The 23,980-nt window shown below is 71.2% G+C and carries 21 protein-coding genes; 12 read left to right on the forward strand and 9 right to left on the reverse strand.

Going from position 1 to position 23,980, the window contains the following annotated elements; translation table 11 throughout:
* Positions 1–135: 135 nt before the first annotated feature.
* The gene (locus ACZ5L9_RS01090) at positions 136–1,212 is read right to left on the reverse strand and encodes a D-alanine--D-alanine ligase family protein (RefSeq protein ID WP_464532593.1); all 1,077 of its coding nucleotides are present in this window, start codon (positions 1,210–1,212) and stop codon (positions 136–138) included.
* 10 nt (positions 1,213–1,222) lie between these two features.
* On the reverse strand, positions 1,223–2,611 hold the full coding sequence (locus ACZ5L9_RS01095) for a UDP-N-acetylmuramoyl-tripeptide--D-alanyl-D-alanine ligase (protein WP_464532596.1): 1,389 nt from the start codon (positions 2,609–2,611) through the stop codon (positions 1,223–1,225).
* 24 nt (positions 2,612–2,635) lie between these two features.
* Between ACZ5L9_RS01095 and ACZ5L9_RS01100 the strand changes: the two genes are divergently transcribed.
* Genes ACZ5L9_RS01100 through ACZ5L9_RS01110 form a run of 3 tightly spaced genes read left to right on the forward strand, consistent with a single transcriptional unit; the run spans position 2,636 to position 4,984 of the window.
* Positions 2,636–3,703: a trans-sulfuration enzyme family protein gene (locus ACZ5L9_RS01100; RefSeq protein WP_464532598.1), complete on the forward strand. Its 1,068-nt coding sequence runs from the start codon at positions 2,636–2,638 to the stop codon at positions 3,701–3,703.
* A 7-nt stretch (positions 3,704–3,710) separates the two neighbouring features.
* Positions 3,711–4,148 carry an N-acetyltransferase family protein gene (locus ACZ5L9_RS01105; protein WP_464532601.1) on the forward strand — a complete coding sequence of 146 codons (438 nt, stop codon included), beginning with the start codon at positions 3,711–3,713 and terminating at the stop codon, positions 4,146–4,148.
* Positions 4,149–4,204: 56 nt separating this feature from the next.
* A complete protein-coding gene (locus tag ACZ5L9_RS01110) occupies positions 4,205–4,984 on the forward strand; it encodes a PP2C family protein-serine/threonine phosphatase (RefSeq protein ID WP_464532603.1) in 780 nt (259 codons plus the stop codon).
* Here ACZ5L9_RS01110 and ACZ5L9_RS01115 read toward each other — a convergent pair.
* Both ACZ5L9_RS01115 and ACZ5L9_RS01120 read right to left on the reverse strand, forming a co-directional pair.
* Entirely contained in the window at positions 4,981–5,982 is a 1,002-nt protein-coding gene (locus ACZ5L9_RS01115) for an NAD(P)H-dependent glycerol-3-phosphate dehydrogenase (RefSeq protein ID WP_464532606.1), read from the reverse strand. The two genes, ACZ5L9_RS01110 and ACZ5L9_RS01115, sit on opposite strands and share 4 nt — an antisense overlap.
* Entirely contained in the window at positions 5,979–6,779 is an 801-nt protein-coding gene (locus ACZ5L9_RS01120) for a lysophospholipid acyltransferase family protein (protein WP_464532608.1), read from the reverse strand. The genes ACZ5L9_RS01115 and ACZ5L9_RS01120 overlap by 4 nt, the downstream gene beginning before the upstream one ends.
* 96 nt (positions 6,780–6,875) lie before the next feature.
* Here ACZ5L9_RS01120 and ACZ5L9_RS01125 point away from each other — a divergent pair, with 96 nt between their 5' ends.
* Positions 6,876–7,502: a CofC family guanylyltransferase gene (locus tag ACZ5L9_RS01125; RefSeq protein WP_464532611.1), complete on the forward strand. Its 627-nt coding sequence runs from the start codon at positions 6,876–6,878 to the stop codon at positions 7,500–7,502.
* 155 nt (positions 7,503–7,657) lie between these two features.
* Here ACZ5L9_RS01125 and ACZ5L9_RS01130 read toward each other — a convergent pair whose 3' ends face one another.
* Positions 7,658–8,641: an HU family DNA-binding protein gene (locus tag ACZ5L9_RS01130; RefSeq protein ID WP_464532612.1), complete on the reverse strand. Its 984-nt coding sequence runs from the start codon at positions 8,639–8,641 to the stop codon at positions 7,658–7,660.
* 197 nt (positions 8,642–8,838) lie between these two features.
* On the opposite strand from ACZ5L9_RS01130, the gene ACZ5L9_RS01135 reads away from it, so the two are divergent.
* The 4 genes from ACZ5L9_RS01135 to ACZ5L9_RS01150 all read left to right on the forward strand — a co-directional run bounded on the left by ACZ5L9_RS01135 (position 8,839) and on the right by ACZ5L9_RS01150 (position 12,887).
* A complete protein-coding gene (locus ACZ5L9_RS01135; protein ID WP_464532615.1) occupies positions 8,839–9,345 on the forward strand; it encodes a SigE family RNA polymerase sigma factor in 507 nt (168 codons plus the stop codon).
* Positions 9,342–10,568, forward strand: coding sequence for a hypothetical protein (locus ACZ5L9_RS01140; protein WP_464532618.1), 1,227 nt, complete (start codon positions 9,342–9,344; stop codon positions 10,566–10,568). Before ACZ5L9_RS01135 ends, ACZ5L9_RS01140 begins: the two co-directional genes overlap by 4 nt.
* A 97-nt stretch (positions 10,569–10,665) precedes the next feature.
* Positions 10,666–11,145, forward strand: coding sequence for a SigE family RNA polymerase sigma factor (locus tag ACZ5L9_RS01145; RefSeq protein WP_464532621.1), 480 nt, complete (start codon positions 10,666–10,668; stop codon positions 11,143–11,145).
* Positions 11,142–12,887, forward strand: coding sequence for a hypothetical protein (locus ACZ5L9_RS01150; protein ID WP_464532623.1), 1,746 nt, complete (start codon positions 11,142–11,144; stop codon positions 12,885–12,887). The genes ACZ5L9_RS01145 and ACZ5L9_RS01150 overlap by 4 nt, the downstream gene beginning before the upstream one ends.
* A gap of 70 nt (positions 12,888–12,957) precedes the next feature.
* Here ACZ5L9_RS01150 and leuD read toward each other — a convergent pair whose 3' ends face one another.
* The gene (gene leuD, locus ACZ5L9_RS01155) at positions 12,958–13,563 is read right to left on the reverse strand and encodes a 3-isopropylmalate dehydratase small subunit (RefSeq protein ID WP_464532626.1); all 606 of its coding nucleotides are present in this window, start codon (positions 13,561–13,563) and stop codon (positions 12,958–12,960) included.
* 20 nt (positions 13,564–13,583) lie between these two features.
* Entirely contained in the window at positions 13,584–15,008 is a 1,425-nt protein-coding gene (leuC, locus tag ACZ5L9_RS01160) for a 3-isopropylmalate dehydratase large subunit (protein WP_464532630.1), read from the reverse strand.
* 114 nt (positions 15,009–15,122) lie between these two features.
* On the opposite strand from leuC, the gene ACZ5L9_RS01165 reads away from it, so the two are divergent.
* The gene (locus ACZ5L9_RS01165) at positions 15,123–15,842 is read left to right on the forward strand and encodes an IclR family transcriptional regulator (protein WP_464532633.1); all 720 of its coding nucleotides are present in this window, start codon (positions 15,123–15,125) and stop codon (positions 15,840–15,842) included.
* A 78-nt stretch (positions 15,843–15,920) separates the two neighbouring features.
* Here the strand turns inward: ACZ5L9_RS01165 and ACZ5L9_RS01170 are convergent, their stop codons facing one another.
* A complete protein-coding gene (locus tag ACZ5L9_RS01170; protein WP_464532636.1) occupies positions 15,921–16,406 on the reverse strand; it encodes a methylated-DNA--[protein]-cysteine S-methyltransferase in 486 nt (161 codons plus the stop codon).
* Positions 16,406–17,896: a DNA-3-methyladenine glycosylase 2 family protein gene (locus ACZ5L9_RS01175; RefSeq protein ID WP_464532639.1), complete on the reverse strand. Its 1,491-nt coding sequence runs from the start codon at positions 17,894–17,896 to the stop codon at positions 16,406–16,408. Before ACZ5L9_RS01175 ends, ACZ5L9_RS01170 begins: the two co-directional genes overlap by 1 nt.
* Before the next feature lie 119 nt (positions 17,897–18,015).
* Here ACZ5L9_RS01175 and ACZ5L9_RS01180 point away from each other — a divergent pair, with 119 nt between their 5' ends.
* From ACZ5L9_RS01180 to ACZ5L9_RS01190, 3 genes are all read left to right on the forward strand, one after another.
* A complete protein-coding gene (locus ACZ5L9_RS01180; RefSeq protein ID WP_464532643.1) occupies positions 18,016–19,791 on the forward strand; it encodes a putative bifunctional diguanylate cyclase/phosphodiesterase in 1,776 nt (591 codons plus the stop codon).
* A gap of 46 nt (positions 19,792–19,837) precedes the next feature.
* Positions 19,838–21,055, forward strand: coding sequence for an LCP family protein (locus tag ACZ5L9_RS01185; protein WP_464532649.1), 1,218 nt, complete (start codon positions 19,838–19,840; stop codon positions 21,053–21,055).
* Between the two features lie 200 nt (positions 21,056–21,255).
* Positions 21,256–23,967, forward strand: coding sequence for a hypothetical protein (locus ACZ5L9_RS01190; RefSeq protein ID WP_464532653.1), 2,712 nt, complete (start codon positions 21,256–21,258; stop codon positions 23,965–23,967).
* The last annotated feature ends 13 nt before the right edge of the window (positions 23,968–23,980 follow it).

The raw sequence follows: 23,980 nt of genomic DNA on the forward strand, positions 1-23,980 counted from the left end.
GTCGAGTGATGAGGTCGTCACCGGCGCGGACCCGCTGACACTCGTCGGCGCGCACCCGGCGTACGAGCGGGACGGAGCCCCGATTCGACCGAGACGGAGCCACCACTCGACCGGGACCGAGGCCGGAATCAACGGTCAGCGCAGGCCGAGCGGGCGCTCGAGGGCCAGCTGGATCAGCTCGTCGATCAGCTCCGGGTAGGAGAGGCCGGTCGCCTCCCACATCTTCGGGTACATCGAGATCGGGGTGAAGCCGGGCATGGTGTTGATCTCGTTGATCGTGATCTCGCCGGCCTCCGTGACGAACACGTCGACACGGGAGATGCCCTCGCCGTCGATCGCCTCGAAGGCCCGTACGGCCACGTCCCGCACCCGCTCCGACACGTCCTCGGGGAGGTCGGCCGGGCAGTCGGTGCGGGCCTGGGTGCCGGAGAGGTACTTGGCCTCGAAGTCGTAGAAATCGGCCGCGTCGTGGTCGACCACGATCTCGCCCGGGACCGACGCCCGCGGAGCGGCGCCGCTGCGGCCGCCCAGCACGGCGCACTCGATCTCACGCCCCTCCAGGCCCTGCTCGACCAGGACCTTCGGGTCGTGGAAGCGGGCCTCCTCGATCGCGTCGGCGAGTGCCGAGATGTCGTCCACGCGGGTGACGCCGAGCGAGGAGCCGGCGCGTGCCGGCTTCACGAAGACCGGGAAGGTCAACTCGTCGCTGACCCGCTTGATCGTCTCGGCCTGGCGGTGCTCCCAGTCACGCGGCTGGATGACGACGTACGGGCCGACGGGCAGGCCGTGACCGGCGAAGACGAGCTTCATGTAGTGCTTGTCCATGCCCACGGCCGAGGCGAGCACGCCGCACCCGACATAGCGGACGTTCGCCATCTCGAGCAGCCCCTGGATGGTGCCGTCCTCGCCGAAGGGTCCGTGCAGCAGCGGGAAGACGACGTCCACCTCGCCGATCTCGCTCAGCCCGACGACGCTGCGACCCGACGCGGCGGTGACCTCGGGGAGCTGGCCGGCGGTGAGCTCGAAGGCGCTCGCGTCGCCACCCGCCAGCACCCACTGGCCCTCGCGGGAGATGCCGACCGGGATCACGTCGTACTTCTCGCGGTCGATCGCCTTCATCACGCCGGCCGCGGTGGCTGCCGAGATCGAGTGCTCGCCGGAGCGGCCTCCGAAGAGGAGGGCGACCCGGACCTTGCGCTGCTGCTCGACCATGGGTGGAACGCTAGAGGAGGGCCTCGGCGACGTCGTAGAGGCGCGCCCCGTTGGAGGCCTTGAAGAGAACCGCATCACCTTCGGCGACGTTCTCGCGCACCCAGGCGACCGCCTCGGCGTTGTCCGCCAGGCTCACCGCGCGATCACCCGCGCCCGTCGCGATCGCCCGCGCGGCCTCCCCCACCACGACGACCCGGTCGATGTCGATCTCGGTCGCGTGCGCGCCGACCGCGAGGTGCGCCTCCTGCGCCTCGGCACCGAGCTCCTTCATCTCGCCGAGCACGGCGATGGTGCGGCGGACCTCCGGGTCGGCGCCGATCGCGGCGAGCGCGTCGAGGCCGGCCCGCATCGAGTCCGGGTTCGCGTTGTAGGCGTCGTTGAGCACGATCACGCCGCCCGGCAGCTCGTGCAGCTCCATCCGCCACTTGGACAGGGTCTCGACCTCGGTCAGGGCGGTGCCGACCGCCTGCAGCGTCACGCCTGCGGCCAGCGCGGCAGCGGCCGCGGCGGCGGCGTTGAGGGCCTGGTGCTCGCCGACGACCTTGAGGGCGACCGGCACGGAGGCGCCGGCCGCGGCGAGTGTGAAGGACGGTCGGCCGAGGCGGTCGAGGGTGAGGTCGGTGACGCGTACGTCGGACTCCTGCTCGCGTCCGAAGGTGAGCACGCGGGCGTGCGTACGCGGCGCCATCGCGGCGACGCGCTCGTCGTCGGCGTTGAGCACCGCGACCGACGTGGCCGCCTCGATCAGCTCGCCCTTCGCCTGGGCGATCGCCTCGCGCGAGCCGAACTCGCCGATGTGCGCGTGCCCGACGTTGAGGACCATCCCGATGTCGGGGGTGACGAGAGCGGCGAGCTCGGCGATGTGGCCGATGCCGCGCGCGCCCAGCTCCAGGACCAGGTAGCGGGTCGAGGCGTCGGCGCGGAGCGCTGTCAGCGGCATCCCGATCTCGTTGTTGTACGAGCCCTGGGTGGCGACCGTCGGAGCGTCGGCCGACAGGACGGCGGCGAGCAGGTCCTTGGCCGAGGTCTTGCCCTGCGAGCCGGTGATGCCCACCACGGTCAGGCCGCCGGCTCCGCGGACCCGCGCCACCACCGCCCGCGCCAGCTCCTGGAGCGCCGCCTGGACGTCGTCGACCACGACCGTGGGCAGCTCGGTGGGCCGGGTGCCGAGCACCGCGACGGCACCTGCAGCGGCGGCCTGCGGTACGTGCAGATGGCCGTCGGTGTGCTCGCCGACGAAGGCGACGAAGAGGCTCCCGGGGCCGGCCTCGCGACCGTCGATGACGACCGGGCCGTCGACCAGGACCGGGCGGCTCGTCCCGTCGGCGGGACCACCGGCGGGGCCCTCGACGGTGCCGCCCGTGATGGCCGCGATCTCGGGGAGGGTCAGGGCGATCATGGGTCGAAACCCTAGTCTGTGGACATGGCCGAGCAGATCAAGCCCGCGACCCTCGCCGTCCACGCAGGACGTCCGCCCCGCGAGATCGACCAGGCCCTCAACGTGCCGATCTCGATGGCGTCGACCTATGTCGCCGGCGGCGACAAGGAGTACGGCCGCTACGCCAACGACACCTGGTCCGCCTTCGAGGAGGCGCTCGGCGCCCTCGAGGGTGGTCGGGCGCTGACCTTCGCCAGCGGCCTGGCCGCTGTCGCGACCGTGCTCGACCTGGTGAACGACTCGGTCGTGGTCGCGGGGCAGTCCTATCAAGGCACGATCGGCCAGCTCGCCGACCTGGAGGCCCGCGGGCGGCTGACGGCCCGGCTGGTCGACATCACCGACACCGCGGGCGTCATCGCCGCGCTCGACGAGGACGTCGCGCTGCTATGGATCGAGTCGCCGACCAACCCCGGCATGGCCCTGGCCGACCTGCCCGCACTGATCGCCGCCGCCCACGACGCCGGCGTCCGCGTGGTGGTCGACAACACCTTCGCCACTCCCCTGCTGCAGCAGCCGCTCGCGCTCGGGGCGGACATCGTGGTGCACTCGGCGACCAAGTACCTCGCCGGACACTCGGACGCGGTGATGGGCGCCCTCGTCGTACCGGACACCGACGAGGGACGCGCCCTGTGGGACGTCCTCAAGGGGCGTCGCGACCTGGTCGGCGCGATCCCCGGCACGATGGAGGCCTGGCTCGCGCTGCGCGGCCTGCGGACCCTGTCCCTGCGGGTCGAGCGCGCCTCCTCCAACGCCGCGGCCCTGGCCGGCCGGCTCGCCGACCACCCGGCCGTCGACGAGGTTCGCTACCCCGGCTTCGGCGGCATGCTCGCCATGGTGCTGGGCTCCGCCGAGGCCGCCGAGTCGGTCACCCACGCGACCTCGCTGTGGGTGCACGCCACCTCGCTGGGCGGCGTCGAGTCGACCTTCGAGCGACGCCGCCGCTGGCGGACGGAGGACCCGGGCGTCCCCGAGGGCCTGATCCGGCTCAGCGTCGGCATCGAGGACGTCGACGACCTGTGGGCGGACCTCGCCGGCGCCCTCGACCGGCTCTGAGGTCGCGATGATCCGCCGCGCCGCCGCACGGGACCGCGCTGCCCTGCTCGGCCTGATCCGGGCCTTCTACGCCGAGGACGGACACCCGTACGACGAAGCGCACGTGCTCGGCGCACTCACCCCGCTGCTCACCGACGACGTGCACGGGCAGGTCTGGCTCGTCGTGGCCGACGACGGACCGGTGCCGGTGGGGTACGCCGTCCTGACGTGGGGCTGGGGCCTGGAGTCGGGCGGGCGGGAGGCGTTGATCGACGAGATCTTCGTGGCACGCCAGGGTCGGGGGCTGGGCACCGAGCTGATGAGCCGGGTCATCGACGCCGCCCGCGCTGCGGGCTGCCGGACGCTCTTCCTGGAGACGGAGCGTCCCAATGACGCCGCCCGCCGGTTCTACGCCCGGCACGGACTGACCGAGCAGGACTCGATCTGGATGAGTCGCGAGCTGTAGTCCGACACATCCTCGGAACCCCGACCGGCGTCGCCCCGCGACGTTTACCCTGAGTCATGGTGTTGGAGCGATGGGCGCAGCTGGTCGCGGACGAGCGCAGCGAGGCGTTCCTCGCCGCCCTCCGCGAGCGTCTCCAGCACCAGAGCCAGGTGCCACCGCTGCCGTCCGGCTGGCACGCCGACTCCTCGATGATCCCGTCCGACGGCTTCGAGTACGGCGGGGACTTCTTCGTCGCCGACGTCCACGACGACACGCTCCAGATGGTGCTGGTCGACTCGTGCGGCCACGGGCCCGCCGCGATGCCGGACGCCGTGCAGTTCGCGGGTGCGCTGGGCGCACTGGTCACCGCGGTGCCGGTCGAGGACGTGATGAGCGCGTTGAACGACTACGTCCTCCAGCGCTGTCGGGTCGACAGCTTCGTCACCGCCGTGCACCTCTCGATCCGGCTGAGCGACGGAGCGTACCGGATCCGCAGCGCCGGGCATCCGCCGGCGATGCGCTGGTGCACCGACGCGGGCGAGTGGGCCATCGACGGCGCCCGCGGTGCCGCGCTCGGCCTCACGGCGCGACCGTCGATGGAGGACACCCGAGGTGTCCTCGGCGCCGGCGAGGCGCTGATGTTCTACACCGACGGCGTGGTGGAGGCCCGCGGCGCCGACATCGACGACGGCATCGAACGGCTGCGCACGATCGCGCAGGACGTGGTCGAGGCCGGCTTCGTCGGTGCTCCCGCGCGGATCCTGGCGGGCGTCCCACGGGGTGAGGACGATCGCGCGGTCCTGATCCTGCGGCGCGATCCCCCCGGCGTACCGGAGCGTCGGCCCGGGTCGAGCTAGGCGGTCTCGGCCTTCGTCGGGCGTCCGAGCGCCGCGTCCATCATCTCGCCGGTGGTCATCCGGCCGGCGACGACCTCGTCGACGTACTGCGCCAGCGGCGCGTCCACGCCGTGCTTGGCGGCCAGCTCGCGCAGCGACTGGCATGACTTCACGCCCTCCGCGATCTGGTGGGTCCCACCGGTGATCTCCTCGACCGTCATGCCACGGCCGAGCTTCTCGCCGAAGGTGCGGTTGCGCGAGAGCGGCGAGGAGCAGGTGGCGACCAGGTCGCCGAGGCCGGCGAGGCCCATCAGCGTCATCGGGTCGGCACCCATCTTGATGGCCAGCCGCGCGGTCTCGGCCAGTCCGCGCGTGATGACCGAAGCCGTGGAGTTGTCCCCGAAGCCGAGCCCGACGGCCATGCCCACCGCGAGACCGACGACGTTCTTGTAGGCGCCCCCGAGCTCGCAGCCCAGCACGTCGGTGGAGGTGTAGGGCCGGAAGGCAGGCGTGTGGATGATGCCCTGCAGCTTCTTGGCGACGTCCTCGTCGGTGCAGGCGACCACGGCGGCGGCGGGCTCGCGGCGAGCGATCTCCGGAGAGAGGTTCGGCCCGGAGACGACGGCGATCCGCTCGGGACCGGCACCCGTCTCCTGGGCGATCACCTCGCTCATCCGGTTGAGGGTGCCGAGCTCGACACCCTTCATCAACGACACGAGCGGCGCCCGGGTCGGCAGGTGCGGCGCCCACACCGAGAGGTTGGCTCGCAGCGTCTGTGACGGGGCGGCCAGAACCACCACGTCGGCGCCTGCGGCCGCCTCCTCGACATCGTGGGTCGCGGTGATGCCAGCCGGGAGCTCGATCTCCGGGTGGTAGTCCGCGTTGCGACGGGTGCTGTTGATCTCGGTGGCGACCTCCTCGCGCCGCGCCCAGAGACTGACCTCGTTGCCGGCGTCGGCGAGCACGACGGAGAAGGCCGTGCCCCACGATCCAGCGCCGAACACTGCGACCTTGGTCATGCCTGCTCCTCGTGGGGGTCGTTATGGGGCTGGTCGTGTGTCACGTCGTGGTGCTTGGCGTGCGGGTTCCCGGTGCGGTTCATACCGTGCTGGCGTGGATCGAATCGCTCGGCCGGCGCGGTCTCGCCGCGGATCTCCTCGACCAGGCCGACGATCGCGGCCATGATCCGCTCGGTCGCCTCTCCGACCGTCCGGGCGTTCGCACCCTCGGCGCGCAGGTCGTCGAGGCGCACCGGGTCGCCGACCCGCATCGTGATGGTCTTGCGGCCCAGGAGGTGGGGCCTCTTGGAGTAGGCCGGGAGCAGCGCCTGTGCGCCCCATTGGCCGACCGGGATGACCGGCGCCCCGGTCTCGAGCGCGATCCGCGCCGCACCGGACTTGCCGATCATCGGCCAACCGTCGGGGTCCTTGGTGATCGAGCCCTCGATGTAGACGACCACGATCTCGCCGGAGTTGACCGCCTCGACGGCGTGCTTGAACGCGGCGGACCCGGCCGAGCGATCGACCGGGATCTGGCCCGCGGCGCGCAGGAAGTCGCCGAACTGCTTGTTCTTGAACAGCCCCGACTTGGCGAGGTAGCGCGACTCGCGGCCGTAGTCCCATACCAGGTGCGCCGCGGTCAGCGGGTCGACGTGGGAGACGTGGTTGAGGGCGATGATCGCGCCGCCCTCGGCGGGGATCTTCTCGCCACCCGACCAGTCCTGCTTCGTCGTCGCGAGCAGGACCGGCTTGAGGATCCCGACGGCAACGGTCCAGGCCCAGCCCCGCTCGCCCTGCAGCTTCCGATACTTCCCCACGAACGAGGAGGCTACCGGTCCGTACGGGCGGCGCGCGGTGTGACCAGGGGCAGGACCCTACGTGTCGTCGTGGTGCGTGTTGGGAGGATGGTCTCGATGTCCTTCGTCGTCCTCCTCCCGGTCAAGCCGCCCGCGCGCGGCAAGTCACGCCTCGTCGGCCTGCCCGACGAGACCCGGATCGCGCTCGCGAGCGCCTTCGCGCTCGACACCGCCGCGGCCTGTCTGGCCACCCCGTCCGTCGATGCCGTGCTCGCGGTGACCGACGACGACGCCTTCGCCGCCTCGCTGATGGAGCTGGGCTGCGCGGCGATCCCGGACGGCGTGACCGACGACCTCAACGGCTCGCTCGCCCTGGCCGCGGTGGAGGCCGTACGCCGCTGGCCCGGCCTGCAGCCGGTCGCGCTCTGCGGCGACCTGCCGGCCCTGCGCCCCGCCGATCTGGACGCGGCGCTGGGTCTGGCTCTCGGCACGGACGGCGCCTGCTTCGTCGCCGACGCCGCCGGGACCGGGACCACGCTGTACACCGCGCCGGCGGATCTGTTCGCGCCACGCTACGGGGTTGGCTCGGCCGGGCTGCATGCGGAGAGCGCGAAGGCGCTGCCCGGTGAACTGGTCTCGCTGCGTCACGACGTGGACACGCCCGAGGACCTGCGCTCCGCCGTTCCGCTCGGGCTCGGTCCGCGTACGACGCTGGTGGTCGCCGGGGCCGGTCTGCTGCGCTGAGGGCGCTGGTCGATCGAGGTATGCCGACCAACCGGCACTTCCGGTGCGGAACTCACCGTGGGGAGCGTCGGTTCGGCTGCATACCTCGATGAACCAACACGACGTACGACGAAGCGGGCCGCCCCGGATGGGACGGCCCGCTCGTGGTGCCTGAGTCAGGCGTCGGTCGACGGCGCGGCCGGCGGGACCTGGGTCGGAGCAGGGGCCGGGGCCTGGGTCGGCGCGTCGGCGGGCTTCTGGACGGGCGCGTCCGGCGGGAGCTGCGTCGGTGCCGGGCTGGTCGCCGGACCGGTGGCGGCGGTCGGCGTGTTCGCCGCGGCCGCCCGCTGCGACGCGGTCTGCCCCGGCGACGGACGCTTGACCGGGGCCTTCTTGGCCGCGGTGGTGCGCTTGGCCGGCGTCGCCTTCTTGGAGGCAGCGGTCTTGGAGGCAGCGGTCTTGGAGGCAGCGGTCTTCGCCGGAGCGGCCTTCTTCGCGGTCGCGGTGGTGGCCGTCGCCTTGCGGACCGGGGTCGCCTTGGTGGCGGTGGCCTTCTTGACCGGCGTCGCCTTCTTGGTGGCCGCCGTCTTCGCCGCGGCGGCCTTCTTCGTGGCAGCCGTCTTCGTGGCAGCCGTCTTCGAGGCAGCCGTCTTCGAGGCGGTCGCCGGGGCCTTCTTCGCGGGCGTCTTCTTGGCGGTGGCCGTCGTCGCCGGAGACTTCGTCGCCGGAGCGCGCCGCGCGGTGGCCTTCTTCAGGGCGCTGTCGGCCGACTCCACCGCCTCCTTGACCTGGTCGGCGAGCCGCTCGGCCCGAGCGCTCGCGCGGTCGGCGGCCTTCTTGGCCGAGGAGGAGGTCGGCAGCTTGGGCAGCTTGATCGCACCGGAGACGACGCCGGTCAGCTCGGAGGCTGCCTTGAACTGCGGGACGAAGGACTTCTTGGCGGGCTTCTTGGCAGGCTTCGTCTTGCCCTTGGCCTTCTTGACGTCGTCCTTCTTCGGCAGCACACGCTCGAAGGTGCCGAAGCCCTTGATCACGACCTTCTCACCTCGTGCGACCTCGCGGGTGATGGTGTCGACCACCGAGTCGAGCGCCTCGGCGGCGAGCTTCTTGTTCCCCTCGTACCGCGCAGCGAGCGCGTCGATGAGCTGTGACCTCTTCACACGTTCAGCCTTTCACTGCCGGCCGAGCCGGACCGCTCGGCGCACCTTGCTCGCCACCCTAGAGAACACCACGCGAACGCACCACGGGCGAGGAGGCGAAATTCCGTCGGCTGCGACACAACCCGATCGGCGTGCCGCGACATCGAAGAGGGGTGAAGGGGGTGTGCTCGATGGAGGAGGGCACCACACTGAGCCAGATGAGGCCGGCTGCGTCGAGTGACGACTTCAGCGCGTTCGTCTCAGCGCGCTGGCAGCGTCTGCTGCGCACCGCCTACCTGCTCGTCGGCGATCGCGTCGCCGCCGAGGACCTTCTACAGGCGACGCTGGTGCGGGCGTACGTCCATTGGGACCAGGTCCGGCGGGCGACCTCCCCCGACGCGTACGTCCGGCGGATGCTGCTCAACGAGCTGCTCGCGGGCAAGCGCCGCGACGCGCGCCGCAGCACGCGGGCACACCTCACCGTCGCGCCGGAGCCGGCGATCGTGCCGGACGACGAGGTCGACCGCCTCGATCTGTGGCATCACCTGCAGACCCTGCCGCCACGGCAGCGGGCGGTGGTCGTGCTGCGCTACTACGAGGATCTGTCCGAAGCGGAGATCGCCGAGGTTCTCGGCATCTCCCCCGGCACCGTGAAGTCGCAGGCCTCGGCCGCCCTGCGGTCGTTGCGTGCCGCCATCGACGGACAGGAGGAGGGACAGCCATGACCGGTCCTGACAGCGACCTGCGGTGGGAGCTGACCGAGCTCCTCGAGGAGCGGGCCGAGGAGCTCGAGACCAGCATCCCTCCGATCCCACGGCTGCTCGCGGTCGGCGCCGCCGCGCGCCGACAGCGCCGCACCCGTGCGTGGGTCGCCGGCGGCGCCGCGGCAGCGGTGGTCGCCGTCGTCGCGGTCCCCACCCTCCTCGTCCACGGCGACAACCCGAGCCCGCGCCCTCCGGTCGCCAGCCGGACCGCCGAGGCGGTCCGGCTCCGCATCGGGCCCCCGACGCTGCCCTACCTCGCCGGGCGTGAGCTCCACCTGGACGGGCGCACCCTGACCCTGGATGCGAGGCCGAGTGCTTTCATCAGCAGCGGCGACACCACGATCTACCGGGATGCGACGGGCGGGCGCTGGTGGCGGGTGTGGCCCGACGGCGGGATCACGCAGTTCGGGCCGACGTACGACGCGGCCCAGCCGTGGCAGAGTATCTGGATCCCGCGGATCTCGGCCGACGGGCGGATCGTCGCGGAGCTGACCCACCCGACCCGCAGCACGTCGCGGATCACGGTCTACGACGCCGCCGGCCAGGACGAGATCGGGCACGTCGACCTCGACGTGCCGTTCAGGCAGGCGAGCCACGGCGGCGACTCCGTAAGGATCACCGGCGTCAACGCCGACGGCCGCGTCTACTGGACCCAGACCGGCAAGACGCCCACGTGGTGGATGTGGGATCCGGGCTCGTCGCCGATCCGACTCCACACCGACCTCGGCCCCGATGGTGACGCGTACCCGCCGGACGGTGCGCTCACGTCCTCCGGCGAGGCCGTCACCATCGCCGACGACGGGACCGCACAGCCCATCACGGCCATCCCGGCCGCCGGAGTGGACATGAGCACGGTGCTCTGGTCGCCCAGTGGAGCCGTCCTGGCCACCGAGACCACTGGTGGCCAGCACGTCCTCGTGCATCGCGACGGGAGCGGCGGGCTGAGCCCCGCACCGCCTGGGATCGGCGTCCAGCAGTGGCTCGGCTTCGAGTCGGACGCGTACGTCATCGCGGCGGTCAACGTCGACGGCGCACCGGAGCTCGCCCGCTGCGCGACCGATCATCCGACCTGCGTGGTGATCGGCACCCTGCCGGCCGGCTGGCAGACCTGGAGCTGGGCGACCAGCCCGCCCAGCCTCGAGACAATGACCGCTCCGGCTCTTCCGTCGGCCGCCCCGGGCTGATCGCCCGCTGCTCCAAAGCTCCTCCCACAGCTACCCAACCCTGCGAGGCTGACGTGGCGTCATCAGGGTGTCAGCAGGTTCGGGGCGGGGAGGTGGGATGGAGTTCGAGCAGTACGCGTCGGCGCGATGGCCGGCGCTTTATCGGACAGCGCTGTTGCTCACCGGCAACACCGCCGAGGCCGAGGACCTGGCCCAGCAGACAATGGTGAAGGTGTACGCCAGCTGGGCCAAGGTGCGCGGCGCCGAGTCCCCCGACGCCTACGTGCGCAGGATGCTGGTCAACGAGCTCACCACCGACCGACGCCGCGGTGCACGCCGCTCGCTGATCGCCGTACCGGGGCTTACCGAGGAGACCGTGCTAGCCGTCGATCCCGGCGAGCGGCTCGACCTGTGGCGTCAGATCCAGATGCTGCCGCCGCGCCAGCGCGCCGTGCTGGTGCTGCGGTTCTACGAGGACCTCACCGAGGCCGAGACCGCTCGCACCCTCGGGGTCTCGCTCGGCACGGTGAAGTCGCAGGCCCATGACGCCCTGCGCACGCTCCGTACCCGTCTCGGTCAGCAGGAGGTGACCTCATGACCGACCAGCTCCCCCAGGACCTCACCGCGCTCTTCGAGGCCACCGTGTCCGGCGTCGAGGTGCCGCCGCTCCCCCTGGCGCAGACGCTCGCCGAGGGCCGCTCGCTGCAGCGGTTACGGCGACGCCGTACGGCACTGTGGTCCGCTGCCGCGGCCGCCGTCGCCGTGGTGGCGGTGACCGTGCCGGTCGCGATCGCGAGCCACCACCACGCCGACGGGCCGCCGCCCGCGCACCGGACGGAGACCACCTCACCGACGCCGGACGCAAGCGGCATCCCGACGACGCCGACCACCCTGCCGTACCTCGCCGGCACGACGCTCCACACCGGCGGCACGACGATTCCGCTTGATGCGAAGCCGACCGACTTCATCAGTCACGGCGACACCACCCTCTTCTGGGACCAGAAGACCGAGCAGTGGTGGCGTGTCGTCGACGGCGAGGCGCGGCCCTTCGGGCCGCCACGCTCGAGCGACCGGAACACGCCCTGGAAGGGGACATTCAGCGTCGAGGTCTCGGCCGACGGTCACACGATCGCCACGATGATGCATCCGGCGGAGACGACGACCCGGATCACCGAGTACGACGCCGAGGGTCAGAAGGAGATCGGTCACGTCGATCTGGACGAGCCCTTCGCCAACTGGACCGGCGGCGGAGACTCGGTCACGCTCACCCACGTCGCCAACAGCGGCCAGATCATCTGGGCTCAGACGGACAAGTCCACCTCGTGGTGGGTATGGAAGCCATCGATGACCGCACCGTCCCAGGTCGAAGACGAGTTGAGCGGATCCGGCGATCTGTATCCGCCGGACGCTGCGATCGCCGTCGACGATGTCGCCACCACGGTCGCCGACGACGGCACCACCCGGCCGGACGCCAGAGTGCCGGGATCGGCCGAGATCAGTAGTTGGCTCTGGTCGCCCAGCGGCTCGTTCCTGGCGACGATGCGGATGGCGACACCGTCCCACGTCGCACGACCCTCCGACGACGGCCCCGCCCTCATCGACATCGACGACGGCTCCGAGCCTGTCCGGCCACCGACAGCCTTCACCATCCTGAAGTGGTTCGGCTTCGAGTCGGAGTCATACGTGATCGGCGCTGCCGCGGTCGACCACACGCCCGCCTCACTCGTCCGATGCGCCACCGATCGCAGCGCGTGCGCAGTCATCGGTGAGCTTGCGACCGGCTGGGAGAGCTGGCGTTGGGCCACCAGCCCACCATCCGGCGACACGGCCACCGACGAGAGCAGCGCCACGACGGCGGCGGCCCCGAACGCACCGGTAGTCCACGGGACCACGCTCGACTTCGACGGGCAGACCTATGACGTCGGCCACCGGGTCAACCTGGTCAGCGCCGGCAGCACCGTCCTCATCGGGCACTGGGGCAAGCAGATCACCTGGCGCACCATCCGCAACGGACAGCTCGTCCCGATCCCGTACGGCAAGGGGCATGTGCCGGTGCTCAACCCGGACGGCACCCGCGCGGTCGTCTCCACGAACCCCACACCGCAGACCAGCCGGATCACGGTGTACGACACCAGCACCGATGCCGAGATCGACCGCGTCGACCGGGATCTGCCTGCCATCTGCTGCTCCGGCGGCTCGATCGAGTACTTGCAGATGGATGGGTCCGGCAGGATCTCGTGGGCGGAGGTCACCGATGGTCCGCCTCCCTACGCACACTTCGCCTGGACGATCGGCAGCGACCCGGTACCGATCCCGAAGCCACCCGGGGACGACTTCTAGGAGGACCGACAGGAAACGTAGGAGCGCTGGAGCCACGATGTGGCTCCAGCGCTCCTAGGTTGAGACTCGATCAGGCGTGCTGCGTGACCGGCTTGAAGCTCGGGCGCTCGGCCTCGAAGGCGGTGATGTCGGCCTCGTTCTGCAGGGTGAGGCTGATGTCGTCGAGGCCGTTCAGCAGGCGCCAGCGGGTGTAGTCGTCGACCTGGATCGGGGCCCGGAGAACAGCACCATCGTCGCCGACGCTGACTTCACGGGCCTCGAGGTCGACGGAGACCTCGGCGCCCGGGTTGGCCTCGAGGTACGCCCAGATCTGCTCGATGACGCTCTCGTCGACCTGCGCGGCGAGCAGGCCGGCCTTGCCGGAGTTGCCGCGGAAGATGTCGGCGAAGCGCGCCGAGAGGACGACCTTGAAGCCGTAGTTCTGCAGCGCCCAGACGGCGTGCTCACGCGAGGAGCCCGTACCGAAGTCGGGGCCAGCCACGAGGACGGTGCCGTTCTTGTAGGCGTCCTGGTTGAGGATGAACTCCGGGTCGCTGCGCCAGGCCGAGAAGAGGCCGTCCTCGAAGCCGGAGCGCGTCACGCGCTTGAGGTAGACCGCCGGGATGATCTGGTCGGTGTCGACGTTGGAGCGCTTGAGCGGGACGCCGACGCCGGTGTGCGAGGTGAACTTGTCCATGATGCTTTCTCCTCCGGGGATCAGGCGTTGGCCGGGGCCAGGTCGGCGGGCGAGGACAGGGTGCCGCGGACCGCGGTGGCGGCGGCGACGGGGATCGAGACGAGGTGCGTACGACCGCCCTTGCCCTGGCGACCCTCGAAGTTGCGGTTCGACGTGGACGCCGAGCGCTCCTGCGGGTTGAGCGTGTCCGGGTTCATGCCCAGGCACATCGAGCAGCCCGCGCCGCGCCACTCCGCGCCGGCCTCGACGAAGACCTTGTCGAGGCCCTCCTCGATCGCCTGGTTGCGGACCCGGACCGAGCCCGGGACGACGAGCAGGCGGGTGCCGTCGGCGACCTTGTGGCCCTTGATGATCTCGGCGGCCAGGCGCAGGTCCTCGATGCGGCCGTTGGTGCAGGAGCCGACGAAGACGGTGTCGACCTTGACCTCGCGCATCGGGGTGCCGGCGACCAGGCCCATGTACTCGAGCGCCTTCTCGGTCGCGGTCACGTCGACCGGGTCGGTGAAGTCGCTCGGCGACGGCACGTTGGCGCCCAGCGGAACGCCCTGGCCCGGGTTGGTGCCCCACGTGACGAACGGCGTCACGTCGGCGGCGTCGATCACGATCTCCTTGTCGAAGGTCGCGTCGGCGTCGGTCACCAGGGTCTTCCAGTGCGCGACGGCGGCGTCCCAGTCGGCGCCCCCCTTGCCCTGCCCAGGCGCCTCGGGACGATCCTTCAGGTAGTCGAAGGTGGTCTGGTCGGGGGCGATGAGACCGGCCTTGGCGCCCCACTCGATCGACATGTTGCAGACCGTCATCCGGGCCTCCATCGAGAGCTCCTCGATGGCCTGGCCGCGGTACTCGACGATGTAGCCCTGGCCGCCGCCCGTACCCGTCTGGGAGATCAGGTAGAGGATCAGGTCCTTGGAGGTGACGCCCTCGGCCAGCGAGCCGTTGACCGTGACGGCCATGGTCTTCGGCTTGGCCTGCGGCAGGGTCTGGGTCGCGAGGACGTGCTCGACCTCGGAGGTGCCGATCCCGAACGCGATCGAGCCGAACGCGCCGTGGGTGGAGGTGTGCGAGTCGCCGCAGACGATCGTCATGCCCGGCTGGGTCAGGCCCAGCTGCGGGCCGACGACGTGGACGATGCCCTGCTCGATGTCGCCGAGCGGGTGCAGCCGAACGCCGAACTCCTCGGCGTTCTTGCGCAGCGTGTCGACCTGGGTCTTGGAGACCGGGTCGGCGATCGGCTGGTCCCAGTTGAGGGTCGGGACGTTGTGATCCTCGGTCGCCAGGGTGAGGTCCGGACGGCGGACCTTGCGGCCGCTCAGTCGCAGGCCGTCGAACGCCTGGGGGCTGGTCACCTCGTGAATGAGGTGAAGGTCGATGTAGAGGAGGTCCGGCTCCCCGTCAACCGATCGGACGACATGCTCGTCCCACACCTTCTCCGACAGGGTCTTGCCCATCTTCACCGCTCCTTGAGTCGAACCGGTCGCTGTCCGCCTTGACAGCGTCCGTGCTCGCAACGGTACGTCGATTGACGCTTGCGATTCCACTCCGTGAGACTTTAGTCTTGCTATATGGACACCTCGAGTGGAGTCGGCGTTCTCGACAAGGCGGCCCTGGTGCTGACCGCGCTGGAGTCGGGACCGGCCACGCTGGCCGGCCTGGTCACCGCGACCGGCCTGGCGCGCCCCACGGCCCATCGTCTCGCCGTCGCGCTGGAGCACCACCGCCTGGTCGCCCGCGACATGCAGGGCCGCTTCGTGCTGGGCCCACGCCTGGCCGAGCTCTCCGCCGCCGCCGGCGAGGACCGTCTGCTCGCCACCGCCGGCCCGGTTCTGGCCCGGCTGCGCGACATCACCGGCGAGTCCGCGCAGCTGTGGCGTCGCCAGGGCGAGTTCCGCGTCTGCGTCGCCGCCGCCGAGCGTCCCTCGGGTCTGCGCGACACCATCCCGGTCGGCTCCCAGCTGACCATGCGGGCCGGCTCGGCCGCCCAGGTGCTGCTCGCCTGGGAGGACCCGGAGCGCCTGCACCGCGGCCTGCAGAACGCCGCCTTCTCCGCCGCTGCGCTCTCCGGCATCCGCCGGCGGGGCTGGGCCCAGTCCATCGGCGAGCGCGAGGCCGGCGTGGCCTCCGTATCCGCTCCGGTCCGCTCTCCCGGCGGCAAGGTGATCGCGTCGGTCTCCGTCTCCGGTCCGCTCGAGCGACTCTCCCGCCAGCCCGGCAAGATGCACGCTCCCGCCGTCCTGGCCGCCGCCGAGCGCCTCTCGGAATCGCTGCGCCGCGCCGCCGAGTAGCGCCGAATATGCAGCAAGGACCGCCGAGTTTGCACCTACTAGTGCAAACTCGGCGGTCCTACGTGCAACGTCGCGGGGTTAGAAGAGGGCGTCCGACTTCATCTCGAGGTCGAGCAGCAACTGCTTGCGCTCCAGGCCGCCGGCGTAGCCGGTGAGGGTGCCGTTCGCGCCGATCACCCGGTGACACGGGATGACGACGGGGATCGGGTTGCGGCCGTTGGCCAGCCCGACCGCGCGGGCGCCGTGGCCGGTCAGCCCCAGGCGGCCGGCGATCTGCCCGTACGTGGAGGTCGCGCCGTACCCGATCTTCACCAGCTCGCCCCACACCTTCTGCTGGAAGGGCGTGCCGACCGGCGCCAGCGGCAGGTCGAAGGTGGTGCGATCACCGGCGAAGTACTCCGCGAGCTGGCTCGCGCAGGCGACCAGCACCGGTGTCGTGTCGTCGCGGTCACCGACCAGCCGGGCGTCCGCATAGTCGAACGGGAAGAAGTCGATCGCGACGATCGCGCCGTGATCCTCCACCAGGCGCAGCTCCCCGATCGGGGATTCGATGATGGTCCACATCAGATTGCCTCCACGGCGAGTGAGTTCCACAGATAGAGCGCGGCGTACGAGCGCCACGGTCGCCAGGCCGCGGCCGTGCGACCGAGATCGGCCGCACCCCCCGGTCCGCCCAGCCGGGCCGATGCGCGCTGCAGCCCCACATCGGACGGCAGGAAGACGTCGGGATGGCCGAGCGCCCGCAGCGCGATGTAGTCGGCCGACCACGGCCCGATGCCGGCCAACGCGAGCAGACGTACGCGCACCTCCTCGCGATCGGCGCCGCGATCGAGCGAGAGGTCTCCGGCGAGGATCGCCGACGCCAGGCCGGCGAGCGCGCGTCCGCGTGCCCGCGGCATCGGCAGCGTCTCGGGGTCGATCCCCGCGATCACCTCGGCGCTGGGGAACAGGTGCGTGAGTCCCTCGATGTCGCTCTCGTACGGCAGCCCGTGCGCGGCGACGAGGCGGCCGAGCACGGTCCGGGCGCCGGCCACGCTGACCTGCTGCCCGACGATCGTCCGGGCGGCGAGCTCGACGCCGTCCGGGGTGCCCGGCACCCGCAGCCCCGGCGTCGCTTCGACGAGCGGACCGAGAACCGGGTCGGCCCCGAGCTGTTGCCCCACGGCGATCGGGTCGCAGTCTGCGTCGAGGATGCGGCGGACCCGCTCGACAGCCGCGCCGGTGTCGCGCAGGTCGGCGAGTCGGAAGGTGGCCGGCACGAACGCCGTGCCGGTGCCCGGGAGGTCGGCCAGTGCGAGGGTGACGGTGCCGGGTCCGTGCGGCAGGTCGAGGGTGCGGGCGTAGTGACCGGATCCGTCCGCCTCGACGTCGACCACCTCGACCCCGGGCACGCCGTGGTCGGCCAGGAAGCGCAGCAGGGCCTGGCCGGCGAACGGCGTACGGACCGCGAGCCGCAGCTCCATCGCTCCCCCGACAGCGACCCCCACGCCTCGCTCACGCCGTCCGCGCAGCGCCGACGGCGTGGTGTCGTACACCTCGCGCACGGTGTCGTTGAACTGCCGCACGCTGGCGAATCCGGCCGCGAACGCGACGTCGGCCAGGCCCAGCGAGGTCGTCTCGATCAGCACCCGCGCGGTCTGCGCGCGGCGCGCCCGCGCCAAGGCCAGCGGGCCGGCCCCCAGCTCGGCGAGGAGCAGCCGCCCCAGGTGACGGGGCGTGTACCCCATCCGGGCGGCCAGGCCCTCCACGCCTTCGCGGTCGACGACGCCGTCGGCGATCAGCCGCATCGCCCGGCCCGCGGCCGTGGCGGCCACGTCCCACTCGGGACTGCCCGGCGTCGCGTCGGGCAGGCAGCGCTTGCAGGCGCGGTAGCCGGCGGCCTGGGCGGAGGCGGCGCTGCGGTGGAAGGTCACGTTCGCGGCGGCCGGGGTCCGGGCCGGGCAGGAGGGCCGGCAGTAGATGCCGGTCGTGCGGACCGCGGTGTAGAAGACCCCGTCGAAGCGCCGATCGCGCGACGACACCGCGCGGTAGCAGGCGTTCACGTCGAGTTCCATGGCTCCATCCTCGCCGATCACGGCAACCCGTTCTGGCGGAAATCGGACACTGCCGTCGCCACTCCGTCACTCCAGGAAAGGGCTCACCCCTGCCGCGTGGCGACCGATGGGTCTCAACGATGGCGATCGAGTTGCCTACCCGAGTGCGCGGCGGAGCCTCCGCCGGCAGCTATCGGCACGCGCCCGCGGTCGCCACCATGAAGACGATCGGCCGCGCGACCGGCTTCTTCTACCTCATCAGCGGAATCGGTGCCCTGGTCCCGGCCGGCGACGACAAGGTCAGCGGCGGCGCGCTCCGCAGCGTCAACGTGATCGGCGGCCTCACCATCGCGCTGGCGATCTCGCTGCTGACCACGGGGCATCGCTGGCCGCGCTGGACCTACCACCTGCTCATCGGCGGCGGGGCCGTCCTGATCGGGCTCACCGTGATGCTGTCGAAGGGATCGGTCGCCGCCGAGGACTCGCTGATCGTGTTCGCGCTTCCGGTGATCGCGGGCGGTGCGTTCTTCTCCTGGCGCGGTGCCGCGGCCCACGCGGCGACCGTCGTGGCGGTCGCGGCCGTTGCGATGTCGTACGTCGGCGTCGATCCGGTCGGGATCGTCATCTTCCTCGGCGGCCTGATCTGCATCGGCGGCGCAGTGGCCTGGCTCGCGCGCCTGGCCGACCGGGTGGAGGAGGACCCGCTCACCGGGCTGGACAACCGGCGCGCCCTGATGCGACAGCTCGAGGCCGCCGTCGAGCACGCCGGCCGCTGCACCGAGCCGCTCGCGATGATCATGCTCGACCTCGACCACTTCAAGGCGACCAACGACAGCGCCGGCCACGCCGCCGGCGACGAGCTGCTCATCGCGTGCGCGCAGCACTGGCGCGCCATCGTGCCGCATCCGCAGCTGCTCTTCCGCTATGGCGGCGACGAGTTCACGTTGCTCCTGCCGGGATACTCGCTCGGCGAGGCGACCGGGCTCGCCGAGCGTCTCCGCGTCGGGCTGCCGAACGGCGCGACCGCGTCGGTCGGGGTCGCCGCCTGGCGCCGCGGCGACTCGAGCTCGCTGCTCCTCGGGCGGGCCGACGTCGCCCTGTACGACGCCAAGGCCAACGGCCGCGACCGGACCGCTGTCTACGGCGACCCGGACCACTCGGCACGCGAGATCGAGACGGCCGTACGCGCCGGCGAGTTCGTGCTGCACTACCAGCCGATCGTCGCGCTTGCGGACGGCACCACACGCGGCAACGAGGCACTCGTGCGCTGGCAGCACCCGACGCGGGGCCTCCTGGGGCCCGGCGAGTTCGTCACCCTCGCCGAGCGGACCGGCGCGATCCACGCCCTGGGCGCCTGGACCCTCGATCGGGCCTGCGCCACCGCCGCGCAGGGCCCGGACGGTCTGGCGATCTCGGTCAACGTGTCGATCTCCGAGCTCCGCAACCCCGGCTTCGTCGGCTACGCGCATGCGACGATCGTCAAGCACGACCTGACGCCGCGCCGGCTCATCATCGAGGTGACCGAGGGCGTCTACGACGAGGACGACCGCCAGGTCACGATCTCGCTGACCCAGCTGCGCGCGCTCGGTATCCGGGTGGCGCTCGACGACTTCGGCTCCGGCTGGTCGTCGCTGCGCTGGCTGACGACGTTCCCCATCGACATCATCAAGATGGACGGCTCGTTCGTGCACGCCATCGACCAGCCCGGCAGCAACCTGGAGGTGCTCAACGCCGTGATCCGGCTCGGCAAGTCGCTGGGGCTCAACGTGGTCGCGGAGCAGGTCGAGACCGAGCGGCAGGCCGAGGTGTTGCGCGAGCTCGGCTGCGACCGGGCCCAGGGCTACTACTTCGGGCGTCCCCAGCCTCCCGCCGAGCCCGCCGAGGAGCAGGCGCATCACGCCACGACCCACGGGTAACCGCGACGTTCATGTGAGTCTCAGTCTGACCTGGGAGGATCCGACCATGTCGACGACCGGCCCGATGGCTTCCCACCACCGCCGCGCCGTCGCGCTGGTCATCACCAGCACCCTCGTGGTGCTCGCGGTCGTCACCGGCACGCTGGTCTCCGTCTTCTACAAGCACCTCGACGCCAACCTGCACCCCGGTGCGGAGATCCACCACGTGGCGCACAAGAAGCAGACCGGCCCGAAGACCCCGCTCAACATCCTGGTGATGGGCCTGGACACCCGGGACTGCGCCGGCTGCCACATCGACAACGAGCCCGGCGGGGACGGCTCCGACACCACGATCCTGCTCCACATCTCGGCGGACCGGCAGACGGCGTACGGCATCTCGATCCCCCGCGACGCCCTCGTCAAGCCGGTCGCCTGCACCCGCGACCACCACTACATCCAGTACGGCGTCGACACCGGCCTGGTGCAATGGAACGCCGCCTACAGCGCCGGCGGAGCCGACTGCACCGCCACGCAGCTGGAGAAGAACTTCGGCATCTACGTCGACGGCTACATCGCGCTCAACTTCGGCGGCTTCAAGGGGATGGTCGACGCGATCGGTGGCGTCAACATGTGCATCCCGTTCGAGCTCAGCGATCCCACCTACGAGAAGTACACCTTCGAGCCGGGCGACTCGGTGCACCTCAACGGCACCAAAGCCTTGAAGTACGTCCGTCTCCGGCACGTCTACGGTCACGGCATGGACGGCTCCGACACCGGCCGGATGAAGCGGCAGCAGGCGTTCATCTCGGCGATGATCGACAAGGTCGAGTCCGCTGACACGCTGACCCAGCCGTACAAGCTGGTGGAGTTCGCCAACGCGCTGACCTCGTCGATCACCCCGAGCCCCGAGTTCGACTCGGTGAAGAAGCTGGTCAACCTCGCCCAGCAGTTCAAGAACACCGACCTGGGCCACATCCAGTTCATCACGCTGCCCAGCCAGGCCTACGACGTTCCGCGGACGGACCCGCTCTGGGGACGCGTCCAGGTCCTGCCGGCGGCGAAGCAGATGTGGCGACGCGTCGCCAACGACCGGTCCCTCTCCAAGTCGCTCATCTCCGGGGCGATCTCGGCTGGCGGCTCCGGGTCCGCGTCCACGTCGGCCACCGCCCCCTCGACGACCTCGTCGACTACTCCCTCCGGCACCCCCTCCGCATCGGGCTCCGACACCGACAGCAGCTCGGCCGGAACCGCGACAGACGGCGCCAAGTACGGCCTCTGCGGCTGACCTCAGCCGCACGCCGACCCGACGGCGGCACATCGGCGTCGGCGACCGGATCCGCCTGACGTGAGGCGCAGGTGGCCGAGGGGTCTACGTCAGGTCTGCTTCTGGTGGGGCTCGGCGCCGGACGCACCTGGCCCGGACTCTCCAGAACGTCCGTAAGCTCCGGTGGCGCCGGTCGGGGGCGAGGTCTAGGCTCGTGTGTCGTGAATCTCGGGCGCTCGTCCGGGGAGCGCACTCTGTTGAGAGGCACACCGGTGGGGTCGTTCTCCGGGAAGTCCGCCGCCTCGGTTGCGGCAGGCCTGGTTCTCGCTGTGCTTGCATCGCTGCTCGCTGTGGCGACCAGCGGCTCCAGCTCCGCTGAACCGCCCACACCAGCGTCGCCTTTCGCGGCGATCCAGTACGGCACGAACGGCTGCATCGAGGTCGGTGTCCGCCCGGCCGAGCCGTACAACCAGCCGCTGCCACGTGTCGCACCTGCCGCGGTCGACATCATGGGCGGATACCCGGCGTTCGGGTACGACCCGGCCACCTATGCGGTCACCAACGGAACGAACGCGTGTCGGTATAACTTCCGTGACACCAGCGGATCGACGACCACTATCGCGTCGGGGTACTGCGTGCAATGGGCCCGAGGCCAACGCACCGGCACCGGGTATGACCCGCTCCCGTGGGACGGCACCATCGCGAACGCCGGGTATGTCCGGCGGATCCTCGCCGACAACTGGCCAGCGACCGACCTACCGGCCGTTCCGTCCACGAACGCCACGGTCATCAACCGCCAACGCTCCGGCGCGGTCGCCATGGCTATCCATTACTTCACCGACCGCATCGTGATGCCGCCGAACTACCAGGACCCGGCCATCTACGCGGCGGTCGCCGACGTGGTGAACCGGGCATTGGCGGCCGGGCCTGTGCCCGACCCGGCCGACCCGCGCCCGTCCATCACCGGACCGTTGTCGGGGCTCACTGGCGACACGGTCGGCCCGTACGTCATCGGCTCGAACGCCGACAGCCCGGTGACGGTGACCATCACCGGGGGTGCCGCGTTCACCGACGCGGCCGCGACGCAACCGTTCGCCAGCGGCGGGAGCGTGGCGCCCGGGAGTCAGCTGTGGGTTCGGGCCCCGACCGCAGGGACGGTCGGAATCGCTGCGGCCGCGTCGGTCGCTGACCCTGTGGGCACGCTGATGGTCGGCGACCCCGCGTACCGCGTGCAGTCCATGGCCCTCGCTGGTCCGGTCACGTTGCTCGGCAAGGCCCAGGCGAGCGTCCTCGTCGAGGACCCGCCGCTGACCCCCGCGGTGACGAGCCAGGTCTCCGCGGCCTTCGTCACGGTCGAGGGAGCCGTCACCGACACGTACATCGTCACCGGCCTCGGACCCGCCGGCGCCGCCACCCTGCAGCCCACCTTGTACGGGCCGTTGCGCGTCCCGGCGGGCGGCTGCGTGAATGCCGCGTGGACCGACCCCGACGTTCCCGTCGCACGGACCTTGCCGCCGATACAGCTGGTCGGCGACCAGATCGTCGAGACGGACCCGACGACGCTTCCCGCTGTCGGCTGCTACTCCTTCGGTGCCGTCGTGACCCCTACGTCGGGCACCCCGTTCGCTCTACTCCCCGGTGACCCGACGGAGACGCTCGCCGCCGTCCCTGTCCCCGTCGTCCTGCCGTGGGTGGTCACCTCACGTGCCGCCCCTGCCCGCCTGCAAGCCGGAGAGCGAGTGCGTGACCAGATCCGCATCCGCAACGTGGGCCCGGACCGTCTCCTGACCGTGCGCCCGGCCCTCCTGGGCCCCGTCCCTCCGGTCGGTGGGTCTTGTCTGAAGGTGAGGTGGATCAGTGCTCACCCGCCGGTCGCGCACCTCTTCCCTGCCGTGCAGCAGACCGGGTCGGGCATCATCACGACCGGGTACACGCGGCCGGAGGAACCGGGGTGCTACACGTTCGTCGCGCGGGTCACCAACGGGTTCCAGACCGGTGGTCTCGTTGCAGTTCCGCACGGGTACGGCCACCCCAGCGAGCTCGTCCATGTCCTCCCCGAGGGGCCGGCCTTGCGGACACGTGCAACGGAGAGGCGAGTGCGGCCGGGCGAGGCAACCGCCGACCGCGTCCACGTCACCGGGCTGGTCCGCGGGACCAGCGTCCCCGCTGTGGCGCGGGTCTACGGCCCGTTCGCATCACGCTCCGCCACCGACTGCCGTTCCCGACATCTGGCTGACTCGGTGAGGTGGAGGGTTCGCAACGGGTGGAACCAGTCACCGCGCGTTCGCCTCGAGGAGCCGGGCATCTACACCTGGCAGGCCGCGACCGGCGCGACCGACACTGCCGGCCCGGGACGGCACCGGTGCGGCCTCCTATCCGAGACGTTCACGGTCGCGAAGTCCACCTACCCCGCGCCGGCCGTCAACGGCGGCTTCTCGGGCGTCCTTCCCGGCTATCCCGAGGGCCGCCGGTCCGCGCCCGTCCTTCGTGCCCCCGGGCTGGGGCTGCGCGCACCTGTCGCCGAGGTGGGGATAACCGCCGGTGCGATGAGTCTGCCCGACGAGGTGTCGACGGTGGGGTGGTTGCGCAACTCCGCCGGCTTCGACGACAAGATCGGAACAACGGTCGTCGCTGGCCACGTCTCGGACCGCCACGACCGGCCGGGGGCGTTGCGGCACCTGGCCAGCGCTGGGCGCGGCGACGTGGTGTACCTCGGTTACGGGAGGAACGCTCACCGGTTCAAGGTCGTCGCCACGACCACCTTCCCCCGGACGGCACCGCTACCGGACCGGTACTTCACGACGACCGGGCCGCATCGGCTCGTGCTCGTCAGCTGCACCGGCCGGGTTGTCTACCCCAACGGGCACTTCCACTACACCCGCTACGAGGTCGTCGTCGCACGCTCGGCCGCCCGGCGTTCGCGCGACCGGTAGCCCAGGCGGCGGA

It is taken from the genome of Nocardioides sp. JCM 18998 (assembly GCF_055391535.1).